21 protein-coding genes and 1 tRNA gene are annotated in these 25,269 nt (G+C 48.9%); 15 read left to right on the top strand and 7 right to left on the bottom strand.

Annotated features, from left to right (window positions below):
* Positions 1–65 precede the first annotated feature (65 nt).
* Positions 66–1,118, bottom strand: coding sequence for a phosphoporin PhoE (gene phoE, locus NUX24_RS14990; RefSeq protein WP_047653275.1), 1,053 nt, complete (start codon positions 1,116–1,118; stop codon positions 66–68).
* A gap of 305 nt (positions 1,119–1,423) precedes the next feature.
* On the opposite strand from phoE, the gene proB reads away from it, so the two are divergent.
* From proB to NUX24_RS14975, 3 genes are all read left to right on the top strand, one after another.
* Positions 1,424–2,527 carry a glutamate 5-kinase gene (gene proB / locus NUX24_RS14985; RefSeq protein WP_047653276.1) on the top strand — a complete coding sequence of 368 codons (1,104 nt, stop codon included), beginning with the start codon at positions 1,424–1,426 and terminating at the stop codon, positions 2,525–2,527.
* 11 nt (positions 2,528–2,538) lie between these two features.
* The gene (proA, locus tag NUX24_RS14980; protein WP_047653277.1) at positions 2,539–3,792 is read left to right on the top strand and encodes a glutamate-5-semialdehyde dehydrogenase; all 1,254 of its coding nucleotides are present in this window, start codon (positions 2,539–2,541) and stop codon (positions 3,790–3,792) included.
* A 111-nt stretch (positions 3,793–3,903) separates the two neighbouring features.
* Positions 3,904–3,979, top strand: a tRNA-Thr gene (locus NUX24_RS14975).
* A 92-nt stretch (positions 3,980–4,071) separates the two neighbouring features.
* On the opposite strand, the gene gadC is transcribed toward NUX24_RS14975, so the two are convergent.
* From gadC to evgA, 4 genes are all read right to left on the bottom strand, one after another.
* Positions 4,072–5,610 (bottom strand): glutamate:gamma-aminobutyrate antiporter, encoded by a 1,539-nt coding sequence (gadC, locus tag NUX24_RS14970; protein WP_257832532.1) that lies wholly within the window; start codon positions 5,608–5,610, stop codon positions 4,072–4,074.
* Between the two features lie 80 nt (positions 5,611–5,690).
* Positions 5,691–7,082 (bottom strand): glutamate decarboxylase, encoded by a 1,392-nt coding sequence (locus NUX24_RS14965; RefSeq protein ID WP_257832530.1) that lies wholly within the window; start codon positions 7,080–7,082, stop codon positions 5,691–5,693.
* Positions 7,083–7,277: 195 nt separating this feature from the next.
* Positions 7,278–10,874: a transporter substrate-binding domain-containing protein gene (locus tag NUX24_RS14960; RefSeq protein WP_257832528.1), complete on the bottom strand. Its 3,597-nt coding sequence runs from the start codon at positions 10,872–10,874 to the stop codon at positions 7,278–7,280.
* A gap of 4 nt (positions 10,875–10,878) precedes the next feature.
* Complete coding sequence (evgA, locus tag NUX24_RS14955) at positions 10,879–11,511, bottom strand: acid-sensing system DNA-binding response regulator EvgA (protein ID WP_257832526.1); 633 nt, start codon at positions 11,509–11,511, stop codon at positions 10,879–10,881.
* A 417-nt stretch (positions 11,512–11,928) separates the two neighbouring features.
* Here evgA and NUX24_RS14950 point away from each other — a divergent pair, with 417 nt between their 5' ends.
* The 6 genes from NUX24_RS14950 (at position 11,929) to NUX24_RS14925 (ending at position 17,716) form a co-directional block, all read left to right on the top strand.
* Complete coding sequence (locus tag NUX24_RS14950; protein ID WP_257832524.1) at positions 11,929–13,092, top strand: EmrA/EmrK family multidrug efflux transporter periplasmic adaptor subunit; 1,164 nt, start codon at positions 11,929–11,931, stop codon at positions 13,090–13,092.
* A gap of 3 nt (positions 13,093–13,095) precedes the next feature.
* Complete coding sequence (locus tag NUX24_RS14945; RefSeq protein ID WP_257832522.1) at positions 13,096–14,637, top strand: DHA2 family efflux MFS transporter permease subunit; 1,542 nt, start codon at positions 13,096–13,098, stop codon at positions 14,635–14,637.
* A gap of 123 nt (positions 14,638–14,760) precedes the next feature.
* Complete coding sequence (locus NUX24_RS14940; protein WP_257832520.1) at positions 14,761–15,354, top strand: DUF308 domain-containing protein; 594 nt, start codon at positions 14,761–14,763, stop codon at positions 15,352–15,354.
* Positions 15,355–15,399: 45 nt separating this feature from the next.
* Positions 15,400–15,711: an HdeA/HdeB family chaperone gene (locus NUX24_RS14935; protein WP_257832519.1), complete on the top strand. Its 312-nt coding sequence runs from the start codon at positions 15,400–15,402 to the stop codon at positions 15,709–15,711.
* Between the two features lie 595 nt (positions 15,712–16,306).
* Complete coding sequence (locus tag NUX24_RS14930) at positions 16,307–16,867, top strand: LuxR family transcriptional regulator (RefSeq protein WP_257832517.1); 561 nt, start codon at positions 16,307–16,309, stop codon at positions 16,865–16,867.
* A 279-nt stretch (positions 16,868–17,146) separates the two neighbouring features.
* The gene (locus NUX24_RS14925; RefSeq protein WP_257832515.1) at positions 17,147–17,716 is read left to right on the top strand and encodes a LuxR C-terminal-related transcriptional regulator; all 570 of its coding nucleotides are present in this window, start codon (positions 17,147–17,149) and stop codon (positions 17,714–17,716) included.
* A gap of 37 nt (positions 17,717–17,753) precedes the next feature.
* Here the strand turns inward: NUX24_RS14925 and NUX24_RS14920 are convergent, their stop codons facing one another.
* Together NUX24_RS14920 and NUX24_RS14915 are read right to left on the bottom strand one after the other, a co-directional pair.
* Positions 17,754–18,248 carry a hypothetical protein gene (locus NUX24_RS14920; RefSeq protein WP_257832513.1) on the bottom strand — a complete coding sequence of 165 codons (495 nt, stop codon included), beginning with the start codon at positions 18,246–18,248 and terminating at the stop codon, positions 17,754–17,756.
* Positions 18,232–19,008, bottom strand: a complete 777-nt coding sequence (locus NUX24_RS14915; protein WP_257832511.1) for a helix-turn-helix domain-containing protein — start codon at positions 19,006–19,008, stop codon at positions 18,232–18,234. The genes NUX24_RS14920 and NUX24_RS14915 overlap by 17 nt, the downstream gene beginning before the upstream one ends.
* A gap of 331 nt (positions 19,009–19,339) precedes the next feature.
* On the opposite strand from NUX24_RS14915, the gene NUX24_RS14910 reads away from it, so the two are divergent.
* From NUX24_RS14910 to NUX24_RS14885, 6 genes are read left to right on the top strand one after another with little or no spacing between them, the layout of a single operon-like run.
* A complete protein-coding gene (locus NUX24_RS14910) occupies positions 19,340–19,888 on the top strand; it encodes a fimbrial protein (RefSeq protein WP_257832509.1) in 549 nt (182 codons plus the stop codon).
* 42 nt (positions 19,889–19,930) lie between these two features.
* On the top strand, positions 19,931–20,644 hold the full coding sequence (locus tag NUX24_RS14905; protein ID WP_257832507.1) for a molecular chaperone: 714 nt from the start codon (positions 19,931–19,933) through the stop codon (positions 20,642–20,644).
* Positions 20,619–21,179: a fimbrial protein gene (locus NUX24_RS14900; protein WP_257832505.1), complete on the top strand. Its 561-nt coding sequence runs from the start codon at positions 20,619–20,621 to the stop codon at positions 21,177–21,179. The genes NUX24_RS14905 and NUX24_RS14900 overlap by 26 nt, the downstream gene beginning before the upstream one ends.
* A 10-nt stretch (positions 21,180–21,189) precedes the next feature.
* Positions 21,190–21,882: a molecular chaperone gene (locus NUX24_RS14895; RefSeq protein WP_257832503.1), complete on the top strand. Its 693-nt coding sequence runs from the start codon at positions 21,190–21,192 to the stop codon at positions 21,880–21,882.
* A 16-nt stretch (positions 21,883–21,898) separates the two neighbouring features.
* Complete coding sequence (locus NUX24_RS14890; protein WP_257832501.1) at positions 21,899–22,639, top strand: molecular chaperone; 741 nt, start codon at positions 21,899–21,901, stop codon at positions 22,637–22,639.
* A 56-nt stretch (positions 22,640–22,695) separates the two neighbouring features.
* Positions 22,696–25,269, top strand: a complete 2,574-nt coding sequence (locus tag NUX24_RS14885) for a fimbria/pilus outer membrane usher protein (RefSeq protein ID WP_257832499.1) — start codon at positions 22,696–22,698, stop codon at positions 25,267–25,269.

Raw genomic sequence — 25,269 nt, 5'->3', positions numbered from 1 at the left:
CCAGACAGCATGAATCCCCGACAATAAAAAAACCGGCATCAAGCCGGTTTTTTTATTTCACATCATCAGAACTGGTAGGTCATACCCAGTGCAACGATGTCATCGCTGCTCACGCCCAGTTTATTTTTGTCGTCAATCTGGTTGATTTTATAATCAACAAACGCGGACATATTTTTGTTGAAGTAATAGGTCGCGCCAACGTCAATATATTTCACCAGATCTTCGTCGCCAATACCTTCGATATCTTTACCTTTAGACTGGACATAGCCCAGGGACGGGCGCAGACCGAAGTCGAACTGATATTGTGCGACCACTTCAAAGTTCTGTGCTTTATTAGCAAACCCACCGGAAATTGGCGTCATATTGCGGGTTTCAGAATACATCGCAGCCAGATAAATATCGTTTGCATCATATTTCAGACCGGTTGCCCAGGCTTCGGCTTTCTGCCCCTGGCCACGCGCCAGCAGGTTCTGAGCATTGGTGCGGTCAGAGTTGGTGTAGGCGCCGCTGACGGCGAAATCGCTGCCGCCGAAGTCATAGGTCAGAGAGGTACCAAAACCGTCACCGTTCTGTTTTTTAGCGTCACGGTTTTCGTTTTTGCCCTGGTACTGCAGCGTCATGTCCAGACCGTCAACCGCGCCGAAGAAGTCGGTATTGCGGTAGGTGGCCAGGCCGGTAGCACGCTTGGTCATGAAGTTATCGGTCTGCGCGGAAGAGTCGCCGCCGAACTCAGGGAACATATCGGTCCATGCTTCGACGTCATACAGGGCACCCAGGTTACGGCCGTAATCCAGTGAACCAAAGTTTTTCAGCTTCAGACCCGCAAACGCCAGACGCGTTTTCTGAGTAGAGTCGCTCTCGGCTTTGTTACCTGCAAATTCAGATTCCCAACGGCCATAGCCCGTCAGCTGATCGTTAATCTGAGTTTCGCCTTTAAAACCGAAACGAACGTAGGTCTGATCGCCATCTTTGGTGGCATCATCACTGATGTAGTGCATGGCTTTTACTTTGCCGTACACGTCCAGTTTATTACCATCTTTATTATAAACTTCAGCTGCGTGAACGGATGCAGAAGCCACTACGCCCATAACCATTAATGCCAGAGTGCTCTTTTTCATTTTCGATCCTGTCTTATAAACGCGCTAAAAAAATTCGCTGGACGATAAGCTCATGCTTAAGTCCCGTGAAAAAACAGGAAGGGTTTTATCGTTCTGGAATGAAACTTTTATGACAAACTAAGAATAATTTTAAAAAACTGTGATTTATTATTTCGGTAATAAAAGCGTCAAAATTTCCCGCTACGCTTCCTGATCCCGCGCAACAAAGTGTTTCGCGATGTGCTAAGGCAGTTGGCAACGGGGCTGACTCCTGTTAAAACGTTCGTTCGACATTACTTTCCCTTATCGTTGAACGGCAGAGAATCATGAGTGACAGCCAGACGCTGGTGGTAAAACTCGGTACCAGTGTTTTAACAGGCGGATCGCGCCGCCTAAATCGCGCCCACATTGTTGAGCTTGTACGTCAGTGCGCTCAGCTACATGCCGCAGGGCATCGTATTGTGATTGTGACCTCCGGGGCGATTGCCGCCGGGCGTGAACACCTGGGTTACCCCGAACTCCCCGCGACGATCGCTTCCAAGCAGCTGCTGGCCGCCGTGGGCCAAAGCCGACTCATTCAACTCTGGGAACAGCTGTTCTCCATCTATGGCATTCACGTCGGGCAGATGCTGCTGACGCGTGCGGATATGGAAGACAGAGAGCGCTTCCTGAACGCTCGCGATACCCTTCGCGCGCTGCTGGACAACAATATTGTTCCGGTCATTAACGAGAACGATGCCGTTGCCACCGCTGAAATCAAAGTGGGTGATAACGATAACCTCTCTGCGCTGGCCGCGATTCTGGCGGGTGCCGATAAATTACTGCTTCTGACCGATCAGCAGGGGCTGTTCACCGCCGATCCGCGCTCCAACCCGGAAGCCGAGCTGATTAGCGACGTTCACGGTATCGACGATGCGCTGCGCGCCATCGCCGGTGACAGCGTTTCAGGCCTCGGAACGGGCGGTATGGGGACCAAGCTGCAGGCCGCTGACGTAGCGTGCCGCGCCGGTATCGACACCATCATTGCAGCGGGCAGCCGCCCCGGCGTGATTGGCGACGTGATGGAAGGCATCTCCGTCGGCACCCGCTTCCACGCCCAGGAATCCCCGCTCGAAAACCGCAAGCGCTGGATATTTGGCGCGCCTCCTGCTGGCGAACTCGTCGTCGATGCAGGGGCAACCGCCGCGATTCTGGAACGAGGAAGTTCATTACTTCCTAAAGGAATTAAAAGCGTGACAGGCAACTTCTCCCGTGGTGAAGTGATCCGTATCCGTAACCTCGAAGGCCGCGACATCGCCCACGGCGTAAGCCGTTATAACAGCGATGCCCTGCGCCGCATCGCGGGTCACCACTCGCAGCAGATCGACGCCATTCTGGGCTATGAATATGGTCCGGTTGCCGTGCATCGCGATGACATGATTATTCGTTAAGGAGCCAGAACATGCTGGAACAAATGGGCGCCGCCGCGAAGGCCGCCTCTTATAAACTGGCGCTCCTTTCCAGCCGCGAGAAAAACCGCGTGCTGGAAAAAATCGCTGATTATCTGGAATCACAGTCACAGGAGATTTTGCTCGCCAACGAGCAGGATCTGCTGGAAGCGCGTCGTAACGGTTTGAGCGAAGCGATGCTCGACCGCCTGGCGCTGACGCCGGCACGCCTGAAAGGCATCGCCGACGATGTGCGTCAGGTCTGCAATCTGGCCGACCCGGTAGGGCAGGTGATCGACGGCGGGCTGCTCGACAGCGGTTTACGCCTGGAGCGCCGCCGCGTGCCGCTCGGCGTTATCGGTGTGATTTATGAAGCCCGTCCAAACGTGACGGTGGATGTCGCCTCCCTGTGCCTGAAAACCGGTAACGCCGCCATCCTGCGCGGTGGGAAAGAGACATGGCGCACCAACGCCGCGACGGTGAAAGTCATTCAGCAGGCGCTGGAAGAGTGTGGATTACCGGCAGGCGCCGTGCAGGCGATCGAGAGCCCAGACCGCGCGCTGGTTAACGAAATGCTGCGCATGGACAAATACATCGACATGCTGATCCCACGCGGTGGCGCGGGCCTGCACAAGCTGTGCCGCGAGCAGTCGACGATTCCGGTGATCACCGGCGGTATCGGCGTGTGCCATATCGTTGTCGACGACAGCGCTGAGATTGAACCGGCGCTGAAGATTATCGTGAATGCGAAAACCCAGCGTCCAAGCACCTGTAACACCGTGGAAACGCTGCTGGTTCATCAGGGTATTGCGAACACCTTCCTGCCGGCTCTGAGCAAACAGATGGCAGAAAGCGGCGTGACGCTGCATGCTGACGCCAGTGCGCTCGCACTGCTTCAGGAAGGCCCGGCTAACGTTGTTCCCGTAAAAGCGGAGCAGTACGACGACGAGTTCCTGTCACTGGATCTGAACGTGAAAATCGTTACCGATCTCGACGACGCTATTGCGCACATCCGTGAACACGGCACGCAGCATTCTGACGCGATTCTGACGCGCACCCTGCGCAATGCGGATCGCTTCGTGAACGAAGTGGATTCCTCTGCGGTGTATGTGAATGCCTCCACCCGCTTCACCGACGGCGGCCAGTTCGGCCTCGGCGCAGAGGTGGCGGTCAGCACGCAGAAACTGCACGCGCGCGGCCCGATGGGGCTGGAGGCGCTGACCACGTACAAGTGGATCGGCTTCGGTGACGATACGATTCGTGCGTAAATAATCACGGGTGATGCAAAAATAGCCGTTTGATTCAAAAGGGCATTGACGCATCACCCGGATAGATCTAACCTTTTGCCCCGTGGTTACGCTCGTAACCGGCCTCTCAGGGCCGATATAGCTCAGTTGGTAGAGCAGCGCATTCGTAATGCGAAGGTCGTAGGTTCGACTCCTATTATCGGCACCATTTCAAACTCTTCCCAAATCTACTGAAATCTACTAAAGCCCGTGTACTGCGGTTTATAGCGCGCTCGAAATCGCCGCGTATTTCTATAACAATTAATTCATACGTTTCCCATTAATGATAATGTGGTGGGTTTCATTACCCCGAGGATGTATGAAGAAATGCCCGTTTGGCGCGGAGTCCTGAGTGATCGGTTCCAGCATAATTTGCGTAGCTTTTTGCCGTTTATCATGCAGGGCGTAAATGATAAAGGGAATAGACAATACAACCAGAAAGCAAACTACCAGCAATACAGAGTAAATTTCATTCGCCTTCCCCCCGGGTAGCCCTGTGGGCGGGAAGAAAGAGACTACAAAGGCCAACATGGAAGTGATCAGGCCGACAATGGCCACTGCTATCTTCACGTGTTTACCCCCTGGGATATTGAAAGTGCGTCTCTTTTCTGGCTGTTTACGTACCAGCTGAATATACCCGATGAAAAGCATAAAGTAGCTACAGAGGTAAATCACTACGGTCAGCGCCAGTGCGATCAGAAACGACATATTGCTGCCGCCCCCGGTATTAGTGAGCACGGTAAGGGCAACGGAGGTGATTACGAGTTGGGAAATAACCAGCGCCACTGGAACTCCGTTTTTGTTCATCTTCGCAAAGCGCGATGAAAGAATACCTCTCTGCGCGGTTACCATCATGCCGCGTGACGGTCCGACAATCCATGCAGAGATCTCGGCAAGCACCCCGAGCAACAGCAGCGAGGCAATAATGCGTACCGCCCAGCCGAGGCCCGTACCCAGATGGTTAATCAGTATTGTGAAAGTCTGCATCACACCTGCCGACAGGTTTATCTGATCTACAGGGATAACGGATGCTATCGACAGGCCGCCCAGGGAGCTAAGGGCGATGGCCGTCGCCATAAGTAACAGCATCGCCAGAGGATAATCACGCCCAGGGTTTTTCATCTCATTAACGTGGGTAGCTGACGCCTCGACTCCCATATAACTTAGGATGAAAGCCACAGAGACCACCAGTGTACCCACCTGCGTGAAATCAGGGAAGAATGTCTTTGAATCCATTTTAATGGCCAGCGTGCCGCCCATATGTAGATAGCAGATGGACAGAATGACCAGGATCGCAGCAGGTAATAGGATGCCGGCGAAGAAGCCCACTTTTGCAATACGCGCCGTATATTTTGTTCCGCCAAACTGGGTAAATGCCAGCCCCCATAAAATAATTAAGCCAGCAACCGTTTTAAGTATCGGGTCGTGATTCAATGCAGGCCATTTTAAAATATAGGATAGTGCACCGAGCACAAAATAAAGCATGGGAATAAAGCCAATCGCGATTTGCAAATAACCAAATGAGATGGCAGCGAACCCCCATTTCTCTCCCAGTGTCCTGGATACCCAGATAAATATCCCTCCTTCCTGCCAGCCTTCTACTGTGGCCATTTCAGCCGCACATAAACCAACAGGAATAAACCAGAGCAGCCCACCTAACAGCAGGAAAAAAATAAGGGAAAAGCCGGAAGTGGCAAAAGTTGGATATTCATAAACGGCCATCACCATTGAGGCAGTTATGGAAAAGAAGCCTAAGAGTGTTAATTTTTTTGCCGCGGCGCTGCGCTGTGAGTTCGCCATAAGAGTCTCCTGAAGAAAGAATGTTCTTTTCAGTGAATAGATCGATACCAATGACGGAGCGCGTCGCCCCGTCGATAAAATCAGGCGTGGTTGAAACCGCTTGCTTCCGCTTCGGTCAGAGGGTGGGTAACGGGATGCTGGTTGAAATAGTCAAGAGCACGCTTGATATCATTGAGCAACAGACAGGCAAGGTCATAGCTTACCCCGTGTCGTACAAGAATACGCTGAATAACCAGATCTTCGCGTTGTGCCGGCATCGAGTACGCCGGAACCTGCCAGCCGCGAGAAAGAAGCTTGTCGGCCAGATCGTAGAGGGTATAACCACCAATATTCGCGCCCTTTTTGAGGCTCCAGGCCAGAGCAGGAATACCTTTATTGCTGTCACCATCAAACAGGATTTCAAACGGACCTAATTTACCAATCTCTTCGGCCAGGAACTGAGCCGTGTCGTAACAGGCCCGGTGCACTTTGGTGTAGCCTTCACGGCCAAGACGCAAGAAATTATAGTACTGCGCCACAATCTGGCCGCCGGGACGGGAAAAGTTAAGGGCAAAAGTGGGCATGTTGCCGCCCAGATAGTTCACATAAAAGATGAGTTCTTCAGGCAGGTCAGCCGCTTCGCGCCAGATTATCCACCCAGCCCCAAGTGGTGCGAGGCCAAACTTATGGCCGGAGGCGTTAATCGATTTAACGCGTGGTAAGCGAAAATCCCACTCTAGCGCCGGCGCGCAGAAAGGTGCCAGAAATCCACCGCTTGCTCCATCGATATGCATGGGAATATCAAGCCCTGTCTCGTTTTGCAACTTATCCAGCGCATCACTGACGGCTTTTACCGGTTCATACTGGCAGGTAAACGTAACGCCCAGGGTTGGCATCACTCCAATGGTATTTTCATCCACACGCTTGAGCGCCTCTTCCGGCGTCATGATCAGGCGATCGCCTTCCAGGGGAATTTCCCTTAGCTCTACGTCAAAATAGCGGGCAAACTTATGCCAGCAGATTTGCACTGGGCCGCACACCAGATTCGGTTTATCCGTCGCCAGTCCCTGCGTTTCGCGCTTTTTTCTCCATCTCCATTTCAGCGCCAGCCCGCCCAGCATTGCTGCTTCCGATGAGCCAATCGTCGAACAACCTAAAGTGGTTTCCGGGGAGGGTGCATGCCAGAGATCGGCAAGCATTCTGACGCAGCGCGCTTCAATTTCGGCAGTCTGGGGATATTCATCTTTATCAATCATGTTTTTTTCAATGGAGAGATCCATTAATTCGCGGATTTCATCATCGACCCACGTTTGACAGAACGTCGCCAGATTTTGTCTGGAATTGCCGTCGAGCATGAGTTCATCGCGTATAGCATTAAATACATGGCGGGCGTTGTGTTCATTGTCAGGAAATCCCGAGCTCGGTAACGCTTTAGCTAAATCGATTGAAGCGTATACGTCATCATCAATATTATATTGCTTTGTGTTTTTCATATTATTTGCCTTGTATGTTATAGATTTATATTACGTGTCGCCCCTCACTGAATAAAGTAATAAAGGAGAGGCCTGACACATTTCATAAATGTTACTCGGCAGAGATCTTAATCAGATCAAAAAAGTAATGATATAAGAGGGGGCGGTAATTGATGTACGCTCAAGACTACATTCGTAAGCTTTCCCTTATCACTGTCACCGATTATCCGATAAGAAAGTCTTAATAGCTGCGTTCAGCTCGTTCAGGCGCTGCTCCAGGATATGCATTTGGGATTCAATCTTAGCGGGATCGGCAGCAATAGCTAAAGCATTCTCCAGCTGTTCTGCCTGGTCGTGAATTGCCCCTGCGCCTATTAGCTGGGCGGTTCCGTTAATTCGGTGGACGCTGTACCTGGCCTGCTGCCAGTTTCTCCCGAGCATTGCCGAGCGGGCATGAATAATATCCTTTTCATTTTCCCTGCAAGATTGTTCGAGCATCTGTCTTATCAGGGCGGTATCGTTTAATGCCAGGGTGTAAACGGTTTCCATGTCGATTAGGTTACTCAGCGCCTGTTCTGCCGAAAGCTTTTTGAGATTACCCAGTGCTTTTTGCAACTGCTTTAAATGCACCGGCTTAAACAAACACGCATTCATGCCGCTGCGTAAACACCGCTCTTTTTCACTGGGCAGTGCATTGGCAGTAAGCCCCCAGATAATCATAGTATGATTTACCTCACGAACCCGCTGCGTAAGGGTGATGCCGTCCATAAGCGGCATATTTATATCAGTGATCATGAGATCGCAGGTGTATGAGTTGATTAAGTTCAGAGCTTCAATTCCATCTTTTGCCTCCATCACCTCGTAACCGATCGCCATCAGCTGGCGTTTTAGCAAAAGTCGGTTGGTGGCATGATCGTCCACTATTAAGATGCGGAGATTTTTGGGTAACTCCTCCACGCTGTCGGTCAATACGGAGACGCCCGTGATGAGCTCTGAAATGCGGGTGGTCAGGGTTACCGTAACAATTGTCCCCACCCCCGGCAGGCTGGTCATGTGCATTTCTCCGCCGGAGAGCTGCGCCAGCTCACGTGAGATCACCAGCCCCAGACCTGACCCGGTGTGCTGCTTTCCGCTGCTGGCCTGACTAAAGGGTTTGTAGAGCATTTTTTGCTCCTGCTCAGAAATACCGACTCCGCTGTCCTGAACGCGTAAAGTCAGCTGCGCTTGCCCGTTCTCCAGCATGCGCACGTCGGCAAAAATCTGCACCCCGCCTTCGGTGGTGAACTTGATGGCATTGCTGATGAGGTTGCTCAGGATCTGCTTAATAGCCTGCGGATCCAGCCAGAGCGCTTTCTCTTCCGGCAGGCGATAATCGCTGCTCAGATGAAGTTTTTTTTGAATTGCCAGCCCTTCAAAGTTCCTGAGCGTAGAACAAATAAGCGCCTTGATATCGACCCATTCGGGTTTAAGTTCTAATTTGCCCGATTCAATTTTTTCCATATCCAGAACTTCACCAATTAAACCAATCAGCGACTGGGCGGTGGACCAGGCTAACTTAATAGACTCCTCATTTTCTTTCGGCGACTGGTTACCGGATGATATTAATTCCAGGAAGCCCATTATAGCGCTCACCGGAGTGCGGATCTCATGGCTCATACTGGCCAGAAAACTACTTTTCGCCTGGCTTGCACGGATGGCCTTGTCCTTTTCCGCCTGCAATGCCTGCATGAGCTGGCGTGATTCAGTGATGTCCTGCCAGCCGCAAAGAAGTTGAGGCGGCCGGGATGCAGGCAGACGACATATCGTCATCCAGTGTAAAACCAATCGCTCTTCTTTGCCGTTATGCAGCACAGTTTGATGTGGAATAACCAGATCTGGGGTTAGGCCTTGCTCAACTTCGTGTTGAATTTTCGGAAAAATATGGGCCAGGGGATGACGACGATCGAACATCGAGAGCCGCATATTGTCATGCAGTTCGGGACTGAAAAAGGTGGCAAAGGCGTGATTATAGCTATCAAGCTCGCCTTGCGCAGTCATGACATATACCGGAACAGGAATAGCATTAAACAGGGTTTGGCGCAGCGTCAGCTGGTACCCCAGGGCGGCCTCAGAGGCCTTTCGTCTGCGCACGGAGTTTAATAAATAGGCACCCCACATCAGACAAAGAAGAACCAGTAGCGTGGCCAGTCCCACCACCCAATAGAATGGCCGACTGTAGAGATTCCAGGTTTCAATCTGCACATTTGACATGCTGGTCCATTTACCGGCAATACCAAGTATCTCTTTCGCTGGAATATTATCCAGTGCTTTGTTAATGATGCTCTGAAGCTCAGGCTCTCCACGAGGAAGGGCGAAGCTAATTTGTGCCGGCGGCTCCTCGGGAATGTGCGAGAAGTCCAGTTTCCCAGAATAGTAATGATCGATGAGGTACCGGCTGGTAAGTTGCGTAGTGATGGCGGCATCCACTTTCCCTTGTGCCACAAGGCTCAGTGCTACGCAGGTGTTTTCTACATCATGCCATTCAATTCCGGGATGCTGCCTTCTTAGCTTTTCCGAAAGGGTGTGGTAAACGGGAATAGCGACCTTCATACCCGGTTTTAATGCGATTGGACCCTGCTCGCCCGAGCGCATCACAATCACAAAAGGGGTGGAGATAAAGGGGTGAGAAAACGCGATTTCATCTGCCCGTTCGGGGCTATAGGTTGCCGAGGGAACAATGTCCCACTCTCCCTTACGCATAATGTGTGCCATCTCCTTGTTGGAGTTGGCTATTACCGGCTCAAAAGTGAGGCCCGTTTGCAGATGGATCAAATTCATGATGTCGCCGATGATACCCCTGATCTCGTTACTGCTATCGACCAGGCTAAAGGGGGCATAGTAGGGATTGACGAGCACACGTAAGCGTTCGTGTTTTTCCAGCCAACGTTTTTCCTGAGGCGTTAAATCCAGCGGGCGGGTTAAAAATGTCAAGCTGCCTATCTCAACCCATGACTGAGCAATCTGATTATGCAGCGGTTCGTTCATAGAATGGATAAAGGAATTGATAATTTTAATCAGCTTGCTCTGATTATTTGCGGCCAGAAACCGATTGCTGTTTTGAGGCCTTTGCCAGAAGCGAGTCATCTCCAGAAGATGATTGAAATCCCGCGAGATGATAAAACTGGATGTAATGTTATTACCGATATAATAATCGCTGTGAATTTTCACTACCGACTCCAACGCCTGATAAACCGTTGGATAAGAGACAATAATGGCGTGCGGGAAAGATTGTTTAATAAAATCTTCAGAAGGATAATGTTGCGTTATCGCAATCGTGACCCGTTGGTCACTGCTGTGCAGCGGTTTCATCATCTCATTTTGACGGCTCACCAGGCCAGGATAGCCTTTTACCAGCGGCAGCGAGGCGACCAGAGATGGCTCAGTAATAACGGCCTCATCCGGGTCAGTCAATACCAGGTCAACCTTCCCGGCCCGCAGCGCTTCTACAGCGCTTTGGCGGTCAGGGTAAGATTTAAGCGTGAGCGCAACGCCGAGTGCGTTTTTCATCAATTGCAGATAATCAGCGTTCATGCCCCGATACCGTCCGTTGATATCGCTGGTACTCAATGGCGGTTTTTCCGGCCCGTAAATGGCAATGCTGATTGTACGCTTGTGAACCAGCCATAGCGAGTCCTCATCATTTAACGGTACCGGCGGAACAATAATGTCGTTGTTACTGAAAAGCGTTAGCGAGACAGGAGCTGCGCCCGCCGAATAGCCAGAGGTGAATATGCAACATAGCGTTATTAAAAGGTATTCCAGTTTACACCGCATGGTTCTATCCAATTTTATTGCGGCTGGCAAAAGAAAAGAGTTCCATCAGTGAATGACATCCCAACTTTTCCATAAAGCGTTTTTTATAGGTGCTAACCGTTTTGTTGCTGATATGCATGTCGGAAGCGATCTGCATATTATCTGCACCATTTAAGATGGCACGCATTACCTTTATCTCCTGGCTTGAAAGGGATAGCAACATTTCCTGTTCATTGGATATGTTGCCGACAAACCCGTTCAGTGAAAAGGGGAAATAACTGTAGCCACTCTGCGCGGCATGAATGGCATAAAGAATATTGGCCATCCCTTCTTTTTTACTTATAAATCCGTTAGCACCAGCTTCAGCACTGCGTTTACCATAGAAAAAATCGTTCTTGGCTGATACCACAATTATACTTTTGGTAAATTGCATTTTACGTAATTTCTCAACCACTTCTATGCCGCTGATTAATGGTATATCTACGTCGATAATCACAATATCCGGATGTAGTTGGTTGATCTTGCGTAAGGCCTCAACCCCGTCTCCCGCTTCCGCAAGAATGATAATGCCCTCATTTTCCAGTACATTACGAATTGCTAAGCGTGCCAGTGGATGATCATCGATGATGACGGCCTTGAGATTAAGATGTTCATTCAAGATGGGTTCCTCACATGTTCAATCACGCACTGACGTAAAGTGGCCGTGTCAATTCGCCTGTTAAGTGCTTTGCAATAGAGTGAGTTTATCCTCCGGATCCTATTATTTATCTAAACAGATTTTTTTTACTCTGAATTATTTTTTTTTGCCCGCCAGGATGACGAGTGTAGGACCTGGCTGGCACCAATTTCCGATGCGTCTGCTGTTCTTTACCATGCCCATATTTTATTATCATCACCATGATTGACTATGCCAAAGTGCAATTCAATCCTATGTTTTATATAGCTTAAAAAACCACTCCACCCTCAATTAAAATGTTTTCGCCTGATCGAATCGCGAAAGTTACTAACACCAATGTGTAAGTTACATTACATTTTTGATCTCTCATATTTACAAATGATGAGAAAGGCTTTTGATATGAATGCTCCACAACAGGAAAAAAACATCACAACTTTACGGCAACAGACACGAAAGAAAATGATGTTTATTTTCTGCTTAGTTTTCATTATGGCAGCCGTTGCCTCAGGCTGTTGGTTATATCTTTTTCGCGCTGTCCAGTCGACTGATGATGCTTATATTATGGGGAATAAGATAGCTATTTCATCGCAGGTTGCAGGCAGCGTGATGAGTGTTCATTACAAGGAAACCGATCGAGTACTCAAAGGAGATGTTCTCGTTACGCTGGACGATACCGATGCCCGAATTAATTACCGGAAAGCGATACACAACCTCGCTGATAGCGTCAGGAAAATCAAGCAGCTATATATTAACGACGATCAATATGCCGCAGCCGTTCGCAAGAGCAACATTGTTTACCAGCAAACGTTAGCTGATTTTCAGCGTCGAAAAAGCCTGGCCGGCGTGGCGGCGATTTCTAAAGAAGAGTTGCAGCACGCCAGGAATGCGGTTATCGAAAGCGAGGCTGCCCTGGACGTCGCCAGAGAAGCATTGCGCAGCAACCATGCTTTGATAGCAGGCACTGTGCTGGAAAAACACCCCGAAATTTTGCAGGCTGCTGACAGCGTGAGGGAGGCGTGGATTTCCCTCCAGAGAACCCGGGTAGTTAGCCCGGTGACGGGCTACGTTGCTCAGCGCAATGTTCAGGTTGGCGAAACGCTCACCAGCGGCCAGTCGTTGTTGTCGGTGGTTCCTGCTGACGACATGTGGGTAGAGGCTAATTTTAAAGAAACGCAGCTGAGCGGCATCAAAATTGGACAAGACGTGTCGGTTGTCACCGATTTGTATGGCAGTAAAGTTATGTTTAACGGCAAGGTGGAAGGCATAAGCATGGGGACCGGGAGCGCCTTTTCCATACTCCCCGCGCAAAACGCCACCGGTAACTGGATCAAGGTGGTACAGCGCCTTCCCGTACGTATCAAACTCGATCCTCAGCAAGTCAACGCGCATCCATTGCGCATCGGCTTATCAACGACAGTAACACTACACGAAACCCATACCGGCGGAGAGTCTCTGGCAACCGCACAGCGTATATCGCCAGCCTGGCATAGCGATGCCCTGGTGATTGATACCACGAGCATTGATAACGACATCCTTGCAATCATCCAAGCCAACGCAAGGTGATCTATGAAAAATACAACAGCGCAGGAGCCTCTGAAGGGTGTCCCATTACTGCTGGTGACGCTCTCGCTTTCAATGGCCACCTTTATGCAGATGCTGGATTCCACAATTTCGAATGTCGCTATTCCCACTATTTCGGGTTTTCTGGGCGCTTCAACTGATGAAGGTACTTGGGTCATCACCTCGTTTGGGGTGGCAAATGCCATTTCCATTCCTGTTACCGGTCGTCTTGCCCAGCGATTTGGCGAGCGCCGGCTGTTTTTATTTTCAGTGGCTTTATTCGCTCTTTCCTCTTTGTGTTGCGGGCTATCAGTCAATCTGGAAATGTTAATATGCTTCAGGGTGATGCAGGGGCTGGTTGCTGGGCCATTGATCCCGTTATCGCAAAGTTTGCTCCTGCGTAATTATCCGCCGGAGAAAAGAAACCTGGCGCTAGCTATGTGGTCCATGACGGTAATTATTGCACCGATATTTGGGCCGATTATCGGAGGGTATATATGCGAAAACTACGATTGGGGTTGGATATTTTTAATTAACGTGCCTCTTGGAGGGATTGTTCTGTCATTAACGGCTTATCTTCTCAAGGACAGAGAGACTCCAACGACGACGGTGAAGATAAATCTGGTTGCCCTGAGTTTACTTACGCTTGGCGTTGGCAGCCTGCAAATTATGCTGGATAAAGGGAAAGATCTCGACTGGTTCAACTCGAACATAATCATTATATTAACGATTATGGCTGTATTCGGTATCGGTCTGCTGATTATCTGGGAAGCGACTAATGATAACCCGATAATAGATCTCAGCCTGTTCAGATCGCGAAACTTCTCCATCGGTATGATTTGCATTGCCAGCGCGTATTTGATCTATGCGGGTGCCATCGTCCTGATGCCCCAGTTGCTGCAAATCGTCTTCAACTACACGTCAATATACGCTGGCCTTGCCTATGCGCCCATCGGAATCATGCCGCTAATCATCGCCCCGTTAATTGGCCGATATGGCGCGAATATAGACATGCGCGTGTTAGTTACCTGTAGCTTTATGATTTATGCGCTCTGTTACTACTGGCGTGCGATCACTTTTAATCCTGAACTTGATTTCTTTTGGGTTGTGATACCGCAATTTATCCAGGGTATTGCCGTGGCCTGCTTTTTTTTACCGCTCACGACGATCTCGTTATCAGGTTTGTCACCTGAAAAATTTGCCTCAGCGACCAGCCTGAGTAACTTTTTCCGCACTCTATCAGGATCAATAGGCACCAGCATAACGATGACGCTATGGAGTCGACGAGAGTCGTTCCATCATGCCCACCTGACGGAGTCGATCAATGCTTATAACCCCTCATCAATTACGCTTTTTGAAAGGTTACATAGTCTGGGGCTCGATCAACGTCAGGCGGAGGTATATATCAATGACATCACTACCTCGCAAAGTTTATTGATGTCTGCCAACGATATTTTTCACCTTTCTGCGATCGTATTTCTGGGATTAACACTGTTAGTCTGGTTGGCTAAGCCGCCTTTTAATACCGCCAGGCCACACGATAGCTAAAGGTCTGACAATTGTAGGACGTAGATGATTAAAGCTCACCTCTACTCCTATAGATAAAACGGTTCTACCGCCATTATAATCATATTTAAGGTTAAATGGTTAACATACCTCAAGGGAGTCGATATGATGCTAATTAATAGCTCAAATATAAAAAATTTGAGCATGGGTTTGCTTTTAAAATACAGAAAAAAGACATTAATAATGGGTGGGTTACTTTTTATTTGCAGTGTTGCTTGCTTGCTTATTCCCTTTTACGCCGGTCTTGCGCTTGGTGATTTAACAGGGGTTATATTCATAGCCTGCGGTATTTATATGTTAACCAGTATAGGTGCTGTTAAAAGATGTACTTTCATCTCGACATTATCTGTGTTTATTTTTAGTCTGATTTATATATTGTTGGGTTATAAAATTATTATTAATCCTGTAATGGGTATTAATATCCTGTCCTTACTGTTTTGCTTCCTGTTCATTTTTGGTGGCTTGTGCCGCATAACCGCAGGGTTTAAAGACAGGAATATGGCGGGTCGCTACTGGTTTATATTCATTGGATTACTGGATTTAGCTATAGCCTTTATATGGTTAAGTGCGAGTTCAAATGCTAACTTCTTTATTACCACGATGGTCATTGGTCTCGAACTATTGTTCTGCGCATGGTTTTCGCTGATAACGTCATTTGCGTTAAAAAATGCTCCTAGCGCATTCAGCAGCGCACACTAACTGGTTTACGTTCACTCTTATCTCACTATTAATGAGGATATCATAATGAAATACTTCACTAAGGCTATTTTAGGTTCAATGTCTGCATTATGGCTGTGCAATGTGGCTTTTGCCAACATCACGCCATCGATCGGTGAATCCACTCCAGAAAATATGACCTGCCATGAATATATCGATCTTAATCCGCGAGCGATGACTCCTGTAGCATTTTGGGTGGTTAACAAAGATACTGATTATAAAGGTGGAGATTTTGTTGACTGGAATGAAGTGGAAACCATCTCGGTTCCGCAGCTGTTGAAGATCTGTGACGAGCAGCCGAAAAGCAAAATTACCCAGTGGATAGATAAGCTGAAGTAGGGACATTTAGGGCTGACAAAGCATGTTAGCTGGCCCAGCGAGTACTCTGCGCACGCTGGGCCAGAGTGTATATCTTTCTGCGATTTTTCTGACAGGTCAACGTTATACTCCCTTCAAACAGTATCATTAACCAATGCATATAATCATTTTTTGACATTTATTTATCACTCATTTCCATACAAAGTAGGATCTTTCTTTTTTTTTCTTCTCAACATCCTAAATAATACGTCGTGAACAAACATCTCCGCCATAACCTTATGATTTTTAAGCTGAAGTCACTCATATAGTTATTTTACATGATGACATTGAGACATTTGACGGCTTACAAAAAGCGCGGATATAATTCACCGAAATCTGTTTCACTTGAAACTTTTATTGCAGGTCTTACTCAATGATTGAATGGAGGAGACGATCGCCTGGGTATTAGCTGAATTTTATCAATCAAGAGTGACTGACGCGTTGATATCGCATAAAACTGTCCAGCATTAACTGGATTATCTCCAGACATGTCTGCGGGAAAACATTATCGTAAAACGTGCTGCTGCGTATGTGTTAAGACAGCCACACTTAAGCTTTAAGCAACAAGGAGGTTGGTATGCCATTAGTATTGTTGAATAATAATTACAGGTGTAGTTTTAGCAGAATAGCCTTCAAGTCTATTGTCGACTCTATTTCTACGGCGCCAGTGGCTGTTGAAGCCTGTATTAAGTTTGTTGACGGGGATTCTTCCGACATCCATAAAACGCTGAAGATAGTCTATGAAATGCGCAGAACTAATGAGATGTTATATGTGATAACTCTTATCAACCACAGCAAAAAATACTCACCCATAATTTGGCATATGTCCGATTGTGTGCTCGAAAAACAAATCTCTTATGATAAGTTAGAAACAATCATAAATATTATTCTCTCCAGAAAGCCAAAGGTGGTCACTGACAGCGTGTTTGGTGACATCATGGGAGATATTTTTAGAATTTCAGAAAAAGAACGCAACGTACTTACACTCTTACTCAATGGTCACTCACAAACAGAAATATCACAATTGCTCAATATCTCTGTTAAAACGGTGAGCGCATATAAAAACAAGGCTGTCGAACGCTATGGGGTAAGAAACTTCAATGAGCTGTACCTTAACTGGCTTCAACACTCCGCTTGATGCCCGCTAAAACGTTAGCTTGTTATTAACATTCCTTTTTTCTTGCTCATCTTCCTCGACCATCGGGATAGCGATTTATGCTTTATATTGCTCTATTTATATTATAAATCAGAATATAAAACTATAATTAGCGCATAAAGCATTATAAGTTACCTATCGGCGTCATTGTCTGTACATTTATCATCCCAACCATTCTGGTGGGTTACTTTTTTAATGATTATTGCTATGCGTTTTTAGCATAGCTTGTTCTATGCTATTGAACTATCTGGAGAATATTCCATGTTATTAAGTGATATCACGTATGCGTGCTCTTTTAGCCGCATAGCCTTTACTTCAATTTTACAGATGATTGAGGCAGAACGGCATGAAAACAAAGAGTTTGCTGATTTCCCCATTATTTTTATTGATGGCGATCGTGCTAACCGCTATGAGATTATTCAAAAACTCTATATGCATCGTAAAGCCAACAGTAATGTATATATCGTTACCCTATGCGATAGCGAAGATGATATTTCATCCTCGATTAAACACCTGTCCGACATTGTAGTGAGTAAGAAAATACTTTTTCAGCAACTGGAAAATCAGATCCGAATTTTAGGGACAGCCAAGCCAAAAGCGCTAGGTGACAGCGTTTTTGGGGATATTGTCGGGGAATTATTAGAATCAACTTCTAAAGAGCAGCGCGTTATACACCTGCTGCTTCAGGGCTATTCACAGACGCAGGTGGCCAAAATGCTCCACTTGTCGGTAAAGACCGTGAGCGGTTACAAGGTTAAGGCAGCCAAAAGACATGGTTTCAGAAATTTTAATGAACTATTTATACATAGATGTGAACGTAATACGCTATAAGCGCCGCAAACTGTTGATGAGTTGTGGTGCTCCTGCATTAATCGGACTGGATGCACATCAAAGCAGGGGAGAAAGCATTCCATATGATATAGCCGTTTTTCAGTTTGGTGATTCTTAACCGCCGGGTTTCACCAGAGGTATCAAAAATGGCCCGGTTAAAAAGATCGTCGGGCATATCATCGCTGACGGTTCGGGTGAAAGCCAGAGGCTTTATGGACAAGTATCCCTCACCTTCATAAGTGTAATTAAAATTTATATCACGCAAAAGATTATAGTTTTTTTGCGTCGTGCTATTCCGTGCAGCGGCAGAAAGATTAATTCGGCCATGGCCCATACCATCCAGATGTAGAGTCATAACGCCATCTGTCTGAATCTCAGTCTGGGTGGCAAAAAAAGCGGAGCAATCGACCTTTGGCCCTTTCTCCTTAACGACAAAATAATGCATCGTGCCATTAAAGAGAGCGCCTATCGCGAGTAACGCGCAGGCTACACCAATCAACTTAACGATTTTGTATTTATGCAGAGAAATCATAGATGGCCTTACAGTCTGAAAAATTATCTGAATTTTTACTGCTTTGAATACAGCGCGTCATAAAGATCCGGACGGTCTTATCTTGCATTACCCGCTCACTCGACTGGAAAATAAATATCGCATCGGCAACACAGGCTAACTTTCCTGAGGAAAGGTTGCGCGCAAGCTGTTCTTTACGTCCTGCGATCTCCGACGGAACCGGACGCAAGCTATAAACAGGACAAGCATCAATGGTCCCAAATTTATAGAGTTTAGAAGAGGGAAAGTGATAGTCCGTGGCGTTTAATGCTGTGCTAAAAGGCTGAATAATCAGAAAAAGCGTCGTAACTGCTGCGAAAACCATTAGTCCTACTTTTTGCCAGCAAAGCGTTGGCTTTCGCGAGGATATATCCGGGCCAGATAAATCCTTTTTTTCTGTCTGGTGCTTATCACTTACAGCGACCTTTCCGCCCTCAATGAAAAAACCCATACGCGGAAGGGTCTGTATAATCTCTTCGTCGCAGCCGAGTTCAACAAGAAGTTTGCGGATCATAGAGATGTACTGGTTTACAGAGTTATTCGATGGCTCAAGACCATATTTATCCCAGATGTTGTTCAGCAACTCCTCGCGGCTGATAATTTTATCTACATTTTCTAAAAGATATGTAAAGAGCCTCGCAGGGATGGTTGTCAATAAAGATTTCCGCTGGGGCTGCCCCAGGTTCCACAATGCACCATCATCGCTTCGAAAGGCTATGGTGTTAAAAATTATAAATGTCATTGACGCCGTTTCTCCGGTTGCATTCTTTTTTAAACATGAGTATGACATGTAAATTAAAATAAATCTGCTTTTTTTAAAAAAAATCAAATAAAAGAAAACTTAAAATGCAAGTTTAAAATTATTTAAAAACAATGATTTAAACAAATCTATTGTTTTGTAAGATGAATTCTTAAGATAAAAAGAAAAAACATAGAGGAAAATCTCATTTAACAAATTTTAAAAATTATTATTATGCCGCTGGTCAGAAGAACGGAGCTTTCTTCAACAGGCTTAAAAGGCTTTCTCCTGAAAATATTAACCTTGTTTAAACTTTATTTATTAAGGAACTTAAATGCGTAATTCAATTTATTCTATGGCACCCATTGCTTTAGCTCTGCTTGCCTGTTCCAGCGTGGCTAATGCCGCATCCAACGCCACAATGAACATTACTGCAAACGTAGTAGCCGCTACGTGTGACGTGTCTGTTTCTAACAGTACACTGGATCTGGGTAACTTTACAAAGACTGATTTTATTTCGGTGGCGAAACCGATCGCCAGCAGCCTTAAAACGTTCACTGTAGGCCTGAGTAATTGCGAAAAGCCAAAAGTCGCCGGTGATAAGGCGAACCTGGTCATTTCCGGACAGACTCTTGGTGGTAATCCAAACATTTTTAACAGCACCGGTACTAACACGGGTGTAATGATTAGCCAGGTATCTACGCCATCAACTTATCTCAGCGCTGGTGAAAAGATTGCTGTCGCCACCGCAGGCGCGACGCCTGCTGCTGGTGATTTTAACGGTAAGTCCGTCAGTTTACAGGCCGGCCTGGCCTCTACCTCCATGACCCCTGATATTGGTGCAGTCAGCGCGCCAATTATCTTCAGCTTTGCCTACAACTGATGATATTTAGCGGGCCACCGGCCCGCTTTTACCGGAGACATTATGTCACGCTTTATTTCCTGGTTTGCATTGCTTCCTGCGCTGCTTGCTGCCGCCCTTTCGGCACAGGCTAACGGGTTTGGCATCAATGCTACCCGACTGATTTATAAAGAAGATGCGGGCAGTATAAGCACTACGGTGCGCAATACCGAGTCGAAAACCCCTTATCTGGTGCAAAGCAGCGTCAGTAATCAGCAGCAATCGTGGGCTCCAGCGCCCTTCACCGTAACACCGCCGCTGTTTCGCCTTGAGCCCCAAAGTATTAACCAACTGCGTATCTCCTTCAAGGGTGCGCCTTTGCCGCGCGATCGAGAATCCATATTCTACCTGCATACCAAAGCCATTCCTTCAGGTGCGCAGGGAGATAACGAACAGTCGGCGAATGCTATTCAGGGCAACGTCCACTTTGGCGTCGGTAAGATTATTAAGCTGTTTTATCGCCCGGCAGGCATAAAAGGTACGTCGGAAGCCGCCCAGGGTGGACTGACGTTTGAGCGCGTAGCCGGGGGGCTTAAAGTCAGTAATCCGTCGTCCTACTTTGTCAGCCTGGCGATGCTGGAGGCAGACAATAAACAGCTCCCGCTCGACAGCCCTGCAGCTCTGATGCTTCCTCCTGGGGGCAGCCATACCTGGTCGGTTGCTACAGCTCGCGCCATAAAATGGCAGACCATAAACGATACCGGAGGCAACCATGAGTTTAGTAGAACCATACCTTAAAGGTATGCTGCTGGCCTCGTTCGCCACAGCCTGTCTGCTGCCCGTTACCGCCATGGCTATTCCGTTGAATTTTTCTGCAACGCTAACCAACGGCACCTGTTCACTCAGCCTCGATAAGAGCACGCTTCCTCTGGGAAGCCTGTCCCTTTCGGCATTAACACCGGCGCAGCTTGTTAACGCAAAGCCGTTCACGCTTTCCGTCACTGACTGCACAGGCGGCGAGGGCGGCACGCTCACGCCGGTAGTCGTTGTCAGCGGCGCGGGTGTCCGCCAGGACAACCGCTGGCTGTTTCGTAATAGCGACTCAGCAGAGGGCGTCGGAATAATGGTTATAAAAAGCAATACACCTCCAGCCCACTCCCAGTCAGAAATCATGAGCGGTACCGCCATACAGCTGGCCGCCGCTGGGAAAATTCCGGTCACGCAGTCTCACACCTTTTATGCAGGTGCGACATGCGTGAGCACTACCAGCTGTGCAAAGGCTACGACCGGCGCAGTCACAGCGAGTCTGACGTTTACGTTTGCCTATCAGTAAGGACAAGGTGATGCCCTCTCTTTTTACCCTTATGGCTCCCGTGCTGTTGTTACTCAGCGCGGTTGTTGCCAATGCCCAACAGGGCGGTATCAGCCTGAACCAGACTCGGGTGATTTTTTCTTCAGAGGATCTTGCGCAAACCGTAGCAGTTAAGAACAACAGCAGTCGGAGCTGGCTGATTCACAGCCGCATCCTGTCCGAAGCAGAAAATGACGATGCGCCGTTCATCGTCACGCCGCCGCTGTTCCCTCTCAAAGGTAACAGCAGCCAACAGTTGCGCATTTTACTAAAGCAGGCCTCCTTGCCCGCCGATCGGGAATCGCTTTTTTATCTCTCGGTCATAGCGATGCCGTCGCATGAAGGGCCCGTCCCGGACGCCGGAAAACTCTCCGTTGGGGTGCGTTTTGTGCTGAAGCTGTTTTATCGACCAGTCGGATTGCAGCTTGCGCGGAATGATGCCGCCTGTCACCTGATCGTCAGCGCGCAGGGCGGCGAACTTCGTATTGCCAATCCTACGCCTTACTTTCAGACGTTGAGCGTCCTGAAGGTAAACGATCACGTCATGGCCATCCCCGCGCAGAAGTCAATGATTGCACCGTATGACAGTCTGGCCCTGCCGGTGGAGCGCCCGTTACGTCGGGCGATATGGCAGACCATCACCGATTACGGTACCCACTCTGAGCCGTGTAGCCAGACATTTTGAGCAGTAAAGGATAAGCATGATGATGCGCATTTTGTACTTTATTACAGCCTGTTTTCTGATGGTCAGCGGCACTCTTCACGCAGAAGAAAGCTCACCTCCGGGCATCACTTTCCACGTTTTGCGACTGATCTACCCCGAGGCTGCCGCACAGGGTGTAACACTCACGGCGGGCAATACCACCCCAGATGCCTATCTGATTCAGTCCAGGATTCGTCCAGTGGATGAGAAGACCGGTGACTTGGATTTTAACTATCAGTCTCATACCGCCATGCCGTTCGTCATAACACCGCCACTGTCGCGTCTGGAAGGCAACAGCGAGTTGACCGTGCGCATACGCCGCAATGACGTTTCGCTTCCTACCGATCGAGAGTCGGTGTTCTTTGTCTCAATGAGGGCCATGCCTTCCCAGCATTCCACGCCGGAGCAGGGAAAAATGGTCATGACGGTCGTAAGCAACCTAAAGCTATTTTATCGCCCGGAGGGCCTAAGCAAACGCGCCGTGGCAGATATGGCACCCCGTCTACGCTTCCACCGGGAGGGCTCTCAGCTGATCGCCAGCAACCCCACACCCTATTGGCTGACCTTCTCACGCCTTGCCGTAGGTAACGCGCTCCTCAGTAACGCGGAGCTGCGCCTTATGGTACCTCCCTTCGGTCAGCAGGCTTATGCCATGCCGCCCGATCGCCGGGGAGAAGTCACATGGCAGTTGATTGATGAAGACGGCTGGAACACGCCCGTCAGTAAACAGCCCCTGTAATACACGAATATCAGTCATCTGGTAGAGAGACTGAATATTCAAACGGAAATAAAAACATGAAAATACATCCAGTTGCCGTAGCGATGTTAACGCTTCTTGTTGATAACACGATTGATGCTGCGGTTCCAAAAGCCTGGGCTCGAGACTATTTTGATCCCGCTCTGTTGGCTCTTGACGGCCAGACGGTAGTGACAGATATGAGCCTCTTCGAAAATGCCGGGAATATACCCGCTGGCACTTATTTAGTTATGCTGGTTGTGAATCAGCAGGAGTTAGGCCAGCAATCAATTGTTTTTAAAAATAAAAATGGAAAGGCTGAACCTGAGCTAACTCCTGAGCTGCTTGCTGAAGCGGGGGTGAACACGGCTGCTTTACAGTCATTCAGCGGTCTGGCTGTCGACCAACCGATAAACGACCTGAAAATACTGATCCCCGACGCCCGGGTCCACTTTGAATTATCACAGCTGCGGCTCGAACTGAGTATCCCTCAGATAGCGATGAAACCAAACATCCGGGGAGCAGTGGATCCGGCTAAATGGGACGATGGCATTCCTGCTTTTTTGCTGAACTACTCTCTCAGCGCAGGTCATAGCCGTCAGGATGGCCTTTATGAGCAGGCCAGCAGCGATCAAACCAACCTGTTTGCGAACTTTCATAGCGGCCTGAACTGGCAGGCCTGGAGGTTGCGCAGCGACATGAGTTACACCCGTAACGAAAGCAACACAGGCCAGGGAGCGACCCAGCGTTATGAAAAGACTCAATTTACCAATACTTATCTCCAGCGGGATATCCGTGCCTGGAGATCGGAATTTCTCCTTGGGGAAAGCTTTACCCTGAACGACGTCTTCGATAGCGTGCCGTTCCGCGGCGTCAGGCTAACCTCAAATGAAGATATGCTGCCTGTCAGCCTGCGCGGTTTTGCGCCGGTGGTGACCGGCATCGCCCAGAGCAATGCCCTTATCAGCATCAGCCAGAACGGCAACGTGGTCTATCAAACCTATGTTGCCGCAGGGCCTTTTCGTATTGAAGACCTGTACCAGACAGGCCAGGGCGGCGATTTAACCGTTACCGTGACTGAGGCAGACGGAAGCGTGAGAACCTGGACCCAAACCTTTTCGTCGCTACCGGTAATGCAGCGCCCTGGCGGGCTTAAGTATGAATTAACCGCTGGCCGATATAACGGCGGGATAACCACCGATTCGCGCGAGGCAGAATTTGTGCTGGGCACGCTGATGTATGGTCTTCCCCATAACATCACTCTGTACGGCGGCGGACTCGGGGCAAAAGATTACCTTTCAGCGGTAGCGGGTACCGGCGTATCGCTGGGAGGGCTCGGCGCCGTGTCTGCGGATATGACGCTGTCATCCGCCACGTTGCGCGACGGGCAAAGGCAGAACGGGCAGTCATACCGGCTACGATACGCCAAAAGTATGCTCAGTACCGGTACCTCGGTTGATCTTACCGCCTATCGCTATTCGACCAAGGATTACCTTAACTTTGCCGATTTTAACAATATGGGATACCGCCTTGAGGATGATCAGGTGCCCTGGGCTCTGGCCCGACAGCGATCGGAGTTACAGGTGCGTTTAAGCCAGCAGTTGAGTTCCTGGGGTTCGCTCTATCTTTCCGGTTCGCGTCAGGATTACTGGGGCCAGGAGGAGACAAATACTACGCTGTCAGCGGGTTACAACGGCAGCCTGGGCGTCGTAACTTACGGACTGGCCTATAGCATCGATCGTCTCAAATCTGATGGTAAGTGGCCGCAAAACCGACAGCTTTCAATGAATCTCCAGGTTCCATTCAGCGCGTTCAGCCGTGCGCAGACAGTGAGCCGCAACTATGCGAACTACCAGATCACGCATAACAGCCACGGTGGAGTGCAGCAGCAGGCTGGCATCAACGGCTCGGCTCTGGACGATCGTCTGACCTATAGCGCTATGGAAGGCTGGGGGAACGGTAATAATAATGCCGCGACCAGTACCCTAAACGCGAGCTGGCAGGGGAGTAAGGGCATGTTCAGTGCCGGATATAGTCATAGTCGCAGCGTCGATGCCATTAACATGAGTGGCAACGGCGGAATGGTAGTACATGCCGGTGGCATAACGTTGAGCCAGCAGCAGGGCCCCTCAATTGCACTGGTGAGCGCCCCACACGCGCAAGATGCTGAAATCATGAACGGTTCAGTGCGCACCGATAGTAAGGGATATGCCGTCGTGCCCTATCTTTCGGCCTATCAGAACAATGCTATTACGCTCAACCCTATATCCTTACCGGACAATGTCGATCTTACGCAGAGCAGCGTGAACGTCTCACCCACCAAAGGTGCCGTTGTAAAGGCAACGTTTGCCACCCGTCTGGGCTATCAGGCATTACTGACGCTCACTCGCGCGAGTAAGCCAATACCCTTTGGCGCATTAGTGACGCTTGAGGGCGCAGACGCCGAAGACCAAAGGGGGATTATGGGCGATGCCGGGCAGGTTTACCTGAGCGGTCTGCCTGAACAGGGCCGCCTGCGCGCAAAGTGGGGAGCCGCTCCTGAACAACAGTGCAGGGCAAGTTACGATCTAAAGCATGCGGCGTTTTCAGCAAATAACCCTGTACGGTCTTTAAAAATTCAATGTGAGCAATAA

The organism is Enterobacter sp. HG048 (assembly GCF_024702055.1).
GTDB classification, from domain to species: Bacteria; Pseudomonadota; Gammaproteobacteria; order Enterobacterales; family Enterobacteriaceae; genus Enterobacter; species Enterobacter dykesii.
This window is presented reverse-complemented; position numbering and strand designations above follow the sequence as displayed.

Coding starts and splice junctions, on each gene's coding strand:
- phoE (WP_047653275.1), bottom strand. CDS start 1,118: ATGAAAAAGAGCACTCTGGCATTAATGGTTATGGGCGTAGTGGCTTCT.
- proB (WP_047653276.1), top strand. CDS start 1,424: ATGAGTGACAGCCAGACGCTGGTGGTAAAACTCGGTACCAGTGTTTTA.
- proA (WP_047653277.1), top strand. CDS start 2,539: ATGCTGGAACAAATGGGCGCCGCCGCGAAGGCCGCCTCTTATAAACTG.
- gadC (WP_257832532.1), bottom strand. CDS start 5,610: ATGGCGAACTCACAGCGCAGCGCCGCGGCAAAAAAATTAACACTCTTA.
- NUX24_RS14965 (WP_257832530.1), bottom strand. CDS start 7,082: ATGAAAAACACAAAGCAATATAATATTGATGATGACGTATACGCTTCA.
- NUX24_RS14960 (WP_257832528.1), bottom strand. CDS start 10,874: ATGCGGTGTAAACTGGAATACCTTTTAATAACGCTATGTTGCATATTC.
- NUX24_RS14950 (WP_257832524.1), top strand. CDS start 11,929: ATGAATGCTCCACAACAGGAAAAAAACATCACAACTTTACGGCAACAG.
- NUX24_RS14945 (WP_257832522.1), top strand. CDS start 13,096: ATGAAAAATACAACAGCGCAGGAGCCTCTGAAGGGTGTCCCATTACTG.
- NUX24_RS14940 (WP_257832520.1), top strand. CDS start 14,761: ATGATGCTAATTAATAGCTCAAATATAAAAAATTTGAGCATGGGTTTG.
- NUX24_RS14935 (WP_257832519.1), top strand. CDS start 15,400: ATGAAATACTTCACTAAGGCTATTTTAGGTTCAATGTCTGCATTATGG.
- NUX24_RS14930 (WP_257832517.1), top strand. CDS start 16,307: ATGCCATTAGTATTGTTGAATAATAATTACAGGTGTAGTTTTAGCAGA.
- NUX24_RS14925 (WP_257832515.1), top strand. CDS start 17,147: ATGTTATTAAGTGATATCACGTATGCGTGCTCTTTTAGCCGCATAGCC.
- NUX24_RS14920 (WP_257832513.1), bottom strand. CDS start 18,248: ATGATTTCTCTGCATAAATACAAAATCGTTAAGTTGATTGGTGTAGCC.
- NUX24_RS14915 (WP_257832511.1), bottom strand. CDS start 19,008: ATGACATTTATAATTTTTAACACCATAGCCTTTCGAAGCGATGATGGT.
- NUX24_RS14910 (WP_257832509.1), top strand. CDS start 19,340: ATGCGTAATTCAATTTATTCTATGGCACCCATTGCTTTAGCTCTGCTT.
- NUX24_RS14905 (WP_257832507.1), top strand. CDS start 19,931: ATGTCACGCTTTATTTCCTGGTTTGCATTGCTTCCTGCGCTGCTTGCT.
- NUX24_RS14900 (WP_257832505.1), top strand. CDS start 20,619: ATGAGTTTAGTAGAACCATACCTTAAAGGTATGCTGCTGGCCTCGTTC.
- NUX24_RS14895 (WP_257832503.1), top strand. CDS start 21,190: ATGCCCTCTCTTTTTACCCTTATGGCTCCCGTGCTGTTGTTACTCAGC.
- NUX24_RS14890 (WP_257832501.1), top strand. CDS start 21,899: ATGATGATGCGCATTTTGTACTTTATTACAGCCTGTTTTCTGATGGTC.
- NUX24_RS14885 (WP_257832499.1), top strand. CDS start 22,696: ATGAAAATACATCCAGTTGCCGTAGCGATGTTAACGCTTCTTGTTGAT.